General features: G+C 55.9%; 8 protein-coding genes. 6 read left to right on the top strand and 2 right to left on the bottom strand.

The genetic code is table 11. The features are described 5' to 3' along the window. Positions 1-311 precede the first annotated feature (311 nt). The 5 genes from yjfP to rplI all read left to right on the top strand — a co-directional run bounded on the left by yjfP (position 312) and on the right by rplI (position 2728). The gene (yjfP, locus tag Q7O77_RS14225; protein WP_304168564.1) at positions 312-1061 is read left to right on the top strand and encodes an esterase; all 750 of its coding nucleotides are present in this window, start codon (positions 312-314) and stop codon (positions 1059-1061) included. Positions 1062-1282: 221 nt separating this feature from the next. Continuing rightward, positions 1283-1675, top strand: coding sequence for a 30S ribosomal protein S6 (gene rpsF, locus Q7O77_RS14220; RefSeq protein WP_085651128.1), 393 nt, complete (start codon positions 1283-1285; stop codon positions 1673-1675). A 9-nt stretch (positions 1676-1684) separates the two neighbouring features. Next, positions 1685-2002, top strand: a complete 318-nt coding sequence (priB, locus tag Q7O77_RS14215) for a primosomal replication protein N (RefSeq protein ID WP_085651129.1) — start codon at positions 1685-1687, stop codon at positions 2000-2002. Between the two features lie 4 nt (positions 2003-2006). Beyond that, entirely contained in the window at positions 2007-2234 is a 228-nt protein-coding gene (gene rpsR / locus Q7O77_RS14210) for a 30S ribosomal protein S18 (RefSeq protein ID WP_000135199.1), read from the top strand. A gap of 41 nt (positions 2235-2275) precedes the next feature. After that, complete coding sequence (rplI, locus tag Q7O77_RS14205; protein WP_085651130.1) at positions 2276-2728, top strand: 50S ribosomal protein L9; 453 nt, start codon at positions 2276-2278, stop codon at positions 2726-2728. Between the two features lie 168 nt (positions 2729-2896). On the opposite strand, the gene Q7O77_RS14200 is transcribed toward rplI, so the two are convergent. Then, positions 2897-3619, bottom strand: a complete 723-nt coding sequence (locus Q7O77_RS14200; RefSeq protein ID WP_304168536.1) for a LysM-like peptidoglycan-binding domain-containing protein — start codon at positions 3617-3619, stop codon at positions 2897-2899. A gap of 221 nt (positions 3620-3840) precedes the next feature. On the opposite strand from Q7O77_RS14200, the gene fklB reads away from it, so the two are divergent. Continuing rightward, positions 3841-4461, top strand: a complete 621-nt coding sequence (gene fklB / locus Q7O77_RS14195) for an FKBP-type peptidyl-prolyl cis-trans isomerase (RefSeq protein ID WP_026739202.1) — start codon at positions 3841-3843, stop codon at positions 4459-4461. Between the two features lie 69 nt (positions 4462-4530). On the opposite strand, the gene Q7O77_RS14190 is transcribed toward fklB, so the two are convergent. Continuing rightward, a complete protein-coding gene (locus tag Q7O77_RS14190) occupies positions 4531-5349 on the bottom strand; it encodes a nucleoside-specific channel-forming protein Tsx (protein ID WP_304168566.1) in 819 nt (272 codons plus the stop codon). Positions 5350-5354: the final 5 nt, after the last annotated feature.

The raw sequence follows: 5354 nt of genomic DNA, 5'->3' as shown, positions 1-5354 counted from the left end.
GTTTAGCGCTCCATCTAATCGAGTGGCGCTTACGCCAGCAGCATCAGCAGCGGACGGCGGCCCTGCGGGAGCAGCGACATCGTTGTCATCAACAGGTTGAGCGTGGCAATCCGGTGCGGGTGTTCAAAGGCGAGCGCTTCGAACCTGCCGGTTAGCCAGCCGCGATCCGTCACGCTTTGCCGTTTTTTATCTATGGTTGGGGGGATTTCTTTTTATCCCCTCGCTATCTTTTGGCGCTATGGTATGGCTATTGAATGCGTCGCCGACGACACCGGCGAGCGTACAGATGAGCTATAGCGGAGGTGACATTGATGGTCGAGATCTCAGTAACCACGATAAACGGCGTCGAGGCGTTGCACGCCACGCCATCAGGCAAACAGAAGGCGCCTCTGCCCACCGTTTTCTTCTTTCACGGCTTCACCTCCTCAAAAGAGGTCTACTCCTACTTCGCCTATGCGCTGGCGCATGCCGGATTTCGCGTGGTTTCCCCGGATGCTCCGATGCACGGTGCGCGCTTCGACGGTGACGACGCGCGGCGTTTGCGTCATTTCTGGGATATCTTCCAGCAGAATGTCCGGGAGCTGCCGGAGTACGTGGCGCATTTCCGTCAGTTGGGATTGATTGAAGATGAGCGGATTGGCGTCTGCGGTGCCTCGTTGGGCGGCATGACGGCGCTGGCGTCGATGACGCAGTATCCGTGGATCAACGTGGTGGCGGCCTTTATGGGATCGGGCTATGTCTCATCACTGTCGCGATCGCTGTTCCCACCGGTCGCGCCGGATGAACCGCAGAACGCGCCGCAATTAGCATCGCTGGCGGAACAGCTTGCGCCTTACGATGTGGGGCATCAGCTGGAAAAGGTATCTGACCGACCGCTGCTGCTGTGGCATGGGCTGGCGGATACGCTGGTACCGGCGGACGAGACTGACCGTTTGTATCAGGCCCTTGCCAAACGTCAGCTGGACGCGAACGTGACTTATCTGACGGAGGCGGATATCGGCCATAAAATCACCCCCACCGCGCTGCGGGCGGGCGCCCGCTTTTTCCGTCAGCACCTCTGAATCGCTGACTTTTTCCTGTCGTCAATCACATCATTGTCGCTAAGACCGCTTTTTGCACTCGCGGTCTTTCTGCTTTCCCGGTCACATTGTCGCTTGTGTTACCTGTACGGGGCACTTATAATTGCGCGTCATTTTTTCGGCCGCACACAACTACGTTCCTTGCTTCCATGGGCCGCGGCTGACCCTGACAGGAGGCTGAATAATCCGTAAGGAGCAATTCGATGCGTCATTACGAAATCGTTTTTATGGTTCATCCTGACCAAAGCGAACAGGTTCCAGGTATGATCGAACGTTACACCGGTGCTATCACTGGTGCTGAAGGTACGATCCACCGTCTGGAAGACTGGGGCCGCCGTCAGCTGGCTTACCCGATCAACAAACTGCACAAAGCTCACTACGTTCTGCTGAACGTTGAAGCTCCGCAGGAAGTGATCGATGAGCTGGAAACAAACTTCCGCTTCAACGACGCCGTTATCCGCAGCATGGTTATGCGCGTTAAACACGCGGTAACTGAAGCTTCTCCGATGGTAAAAGCGAAAGACGAGCGCCGCGAGCGTCGTGAAGATTTCGCAGAAACCAGCGATGATGCTGAAGCTGGGGATTCTGCAGAGTAATTTGCCGTGATGACGACTAATCGACTGGTACTGTCCGGCACCGTGTGCAAGACGCCCATTCGAAAAGTCAGTCCTTCGGGTATTCCTCACTGCCAGTTCGTGCTTGAGCACCGTTCTTCGCAGCAGGAAGCCGGATTTAACCGGCAAGCATGGTGCCGTATGCCCGTGGTTGTCAGTGGACACCCGTCACAAGCATTAACTCACAGTATAACGGTCGGCATGCAACTCACCGTTCATGGTTTCATTAGTTGCCACCAAGGGCGCAATGGCCTGAACAAGGTTGTTCTACATGCCGAGCAGATTGAATTGATAGATTCTGGAGACTAGCCAAATGGCACGTTATTTCCGTCGTCGCAAGTTCTGCCGTTTCACCGCGGAAGGCGTTCAAGAGATTGACTATAAAGACATCGCTACGCTGAAAAACTACATCACTGAAAGTGGTAAAATTGTACCGAGCCGTATCACCGGTACGCGTGCAAAATATCAGCGTCAACTGGCCCGTGCTATCAAGCGCGCGCGCTACCTGTCTTTGCTGCCGTACACCGATCGTCATCAGTAATCGGCTGCTGTCTATTAACAAGACTTTAAGAGGATAAGGTAATGCAAGTTATTCTGCTTGATAAAGTAGCAAACCTGGGCAGCCTGGGCGACCAGGTAAACGTTAAAGCGGGCTACGCTCGTAACTTCCTGGTTCCGCAGGGCAAAGCTGTGCCGGCAACCAAGAAAAACGTTGAGTTCTTCGAAGCTCGTCGCGCTGAACTGGAAGCCAAACTGGCTGACGTTCTGGCCGCAGCTGAAGCTCGTGCCGCTAAACTGAACGAACTGGCTAACGTCACCATCGCTTCCAAAGCGGGTGATGAAGGTAAACTGTTTGGTTCTATCGGTACTCGTGACATCGCTGATGCGGTTACCGCAGCTGGCGTTGAAGTTGCGAAAAGCGAAGTCCGCCTGCCGGACGGCGTTCTGCGTACTCTGGGCGAACACGAAGTGAGCTTCCAGGTTCACAGCGACGTATTCGCTAAGCTGAACGTGGTAATCGTTGCTGAAGCGTAATTTACGCTGACGTTAACGTCGTAAAACGCTGGCCTTGTGCCAGCGTTTTGCATTTCTGGGGGAGGGGAATCGAGTCTTCACTTGGGTGGGTAACAGGCCCTTTCCGCTGACAGAAAGCGCCCGCTTTCTTTTTGACTTTGTATTTCCTATCCGTGACCCAAACTACACCTAGCGAGTGCGAACAAATGCGCCGTCCTGCTGACGGACGAACTGCACCGTCTGGTTATCCGTCGTATCAATCTCTAATTCCGACACCACGTCCTGCGCATTCAGCCGCAGCCTGACCTTTTGTCCGGCATGAAGACTGCTGAGCGGTTTGTCGCTGCCTTCTACCTGCGCCATGGCGAACACGTCGTTAACCGGCAGGTTGTGATCGCGAAAAAGCTGCGCCAGCGTTTGTCCTGAGGCTATCTGATAGTTTTGCCACGGTTTTTCCGTTGCTGCGGGAGCCGCTTCTGCTTGTTCCGGCGCAGGGGCGGAAACAGCCTGCGGTGCCGGATTGACCAGCCTGGCTTGAACCGGAGCGGGCTCTGACGCCAACGGAATATGTGTGGGGCTGGCGACGCTCGGAGACTCCGGCGTCGAAGAATAGGGCCAGAGCAGCACAATCAGCAGCAAGGCCGCCGCAATCAGCAACCCGCGACGATGCGGATAGGGCAGCGGTTCCATCCACTGGAAACCGTCAGGCACATGCCAGAGCTGGCGCAGCAGCGGCGAGATTCGACCATAGGGGATGCGACGTGCGGAGGCAGACGCGGACGATCTGCGGCCTGGCATTTTATCGGCGATGCTGAACTGCCAGGGACGTTGACGCCACAAGCGCAGGCAGGATTGCCATAGCATGCGGGAATCCCAGCGAGTTTTACTTCTCCTGGGCGCGATTCTGCCCATGATGACCTCTCTTGCTACCGTGTAAGGTAAAACGCCTTGAGTATATCGGTAATCCCTTAATGATAGCCAGTAAGTCAGAACGCTTTTGGGGCGGAGTCCACGCTATCGGTCACAAGGTGTGTCAGCGCGCGTCCGGCGGGGCTGGGCAGAGAAAATTTTACCCATAAACCTCACGCTGTTATGCTGCACGCTCGCTATTTTTACAGAAAAAAGGAACATCAATGACAACGCCTTCTTATGACAGCGTAGAAGCCCAGGCAAGCTACGGCATCGGCCTGCAGATCGGCCAACAGTTACAGGAATCGGGTCTGGAAGGGCTGCTTCCTGAAGCGCTGGTCGCTGGCCTGCGTGATGCTCTTGACGGACAGGCGCCAGCCGTCCCGGTCGACGTCGTTCACCGTGCGCTGCGTGAAGTCCATGAACGTGCGGATGCGGTACGCCGCGAACGTCAGCGCGAGCTGGCGGTAGAAGGTCAGCGTTTCCTGGAAGAGAATGCGCAGAAAGAAGGCGTGAGCAGCACCGAGTCTGGTCTGCAGTTCCGCGTGTTGACGCAGGGCGAAGGCGATATTCCTGCCCGTCAGGACCGCGTACGTGTGCACTACACCGGTCGTCTGATCGACGGTACGGTCTTCGACAGTTCTGTACAGCGCGGCCAGCCGGCGGAGTTCCCGGTTAGCGGCGTTATCCCAGGCTGGGTTGAAGCTCTGACCCTGATGCCGGTCGGTTCCAAGTGGGAGCTGTATATCCCGCAGGAACTGGCCTACGGCGAACGTGGCGCTGGCGCGTCCATCCCGCCATTCAGCGCGCTGATTTTTGAAGTCGAGCTGCTGGAAATCCTGTAAGTCAGGAAGATGTCAGACCGTCGACGGGCAGTCTGACATCTCGCCATACCTACGAGAGCGACAGCCTCGTTAGAAGTTATACCCCACCATGGCGTAATACCCCCATCCGGTCGATTTGATCGGCCCCTGCGGCGTGCCAATCTCCGCGCCATCCTGCCATTGTCCGCCGTGATGGAAATAGCGCGCGACGAGCGCGTAGTGCCAGTGATCGTAGCCCAACGCCAGAATATGGCTGGAGGCAATGGAGTTGCTGGTGCGTACTCGCTTACCGTTACCGTCTACCCAGTTGCTGTCCTTGTCGAGATCGGAACCGAAGTCGAAGTTGGTGAAACCGATGTAGCTCAAGTTGCCGCCCCACAGCGGGGTCAGCGGAACAAAATATTTCACCTTGACGCGATAGCCGTCCCACTGATTTTCGTTGGCCGCCTGATAGTTTTCCCACTGATATTTAGCGTACACGTTCAGCGACAGGTTGATCGGCAGACCGGTATCGATATCGGTGCCTAGCCCCATATACCAGGTATTCTGGCGTCCGTCGGCGTTATGTCCGAGGTCGTAGATATAGTTATTGGCGAAGTACCATTGCTTGAAGGGGCCAAAGCTGAGATCGGTGCCGGTCAGGTTATCGAGGGAAACGCGGGGTTCGATTTCCATAAACAGCGGAGAGCCTTTGTCCCAGATGCCGCTGTCGGGCGTGTTGCCGACGCCAAAGAATTTCGGAACATCCACATAGCCGTAAAAGTCGAGCCAGTCTGTTTTGGCGAAGGCTTCGTATTCCAGATAGAGGTCGTTATTCAGCTGCGGTCCAAAACGGGTATGGTAGCTGCCGACGACGTTGACGCTTTGATGCCACCAGTCTGAGACATACTGACCGTCGGCAGCTACCATACCCG

It is taken from the genome of Lonsdalea britannica, from assembly GCF_946477055.1.
GTDB classification, from domain to species: Bacteria; Pseudomonadota; Gammaproteobacteria; order Enterobacterales; family Enterobacteriaceae; genus Lonsdalea; species Lonsdalea britannica_A.
This window is presented reverse-complemented; position numbering and strand designations above follow the sequence as displayed.

Coding starts and splice junctions, on each gene's coding strand:
- yjfP (WP_304168564.1), top strand. CDS start 312: ATGGTCGAGATCTCAGTAACCACGATAAACGGCGTCGAGGCGTTGCAC.
- rpsF (WP_085651128.1), top strand. CDS start 1,283: ATGCGTCATTACGAAATCGTTTTTATGGTTCATCCTGACCAAAGCGAA.
- priB (WP_085651129.1), top strand. CDS start 1,685: ATGACGACTAATCGACTGGTACTGTCCGGCACCGTGTGCAAGACGCCC.
- rpsR (WP_000135199.1), top strand. CDS start 2,007: ATGGCACGTTATTTCCGTCGTCGCAAGTTCTGCCGTTTCACCGCGGAA.
- rplI (WP_085651130.1), top strand. CDS start 2,276: ATGCAAGTTATTCTGCTTGATAAAGTAGCAAACCTGGGCAGCCTGGGC.
- Q7O77_RS14200 (WP_304168536.1), bottom strand. CDS start 3,619: ATGGGCAGAATCGCGCCCAGGAGAAGTAAAACTCGCTGGGATTCCCGC.
- fklB (WP_026739202.1), top strand. CDS start 3,841: ATGACAACGCCTTCTTATGACAGCGTAGAAGCCCAGGCAAGCTACGGC.
- Q7O77_RS14190 (WP_304168566.1), bottom strand. CDS start 5,349: ATGGTAGCTGCCGACGGTCAGTATGTCTCAGACTGGTGGCATCAAAGC.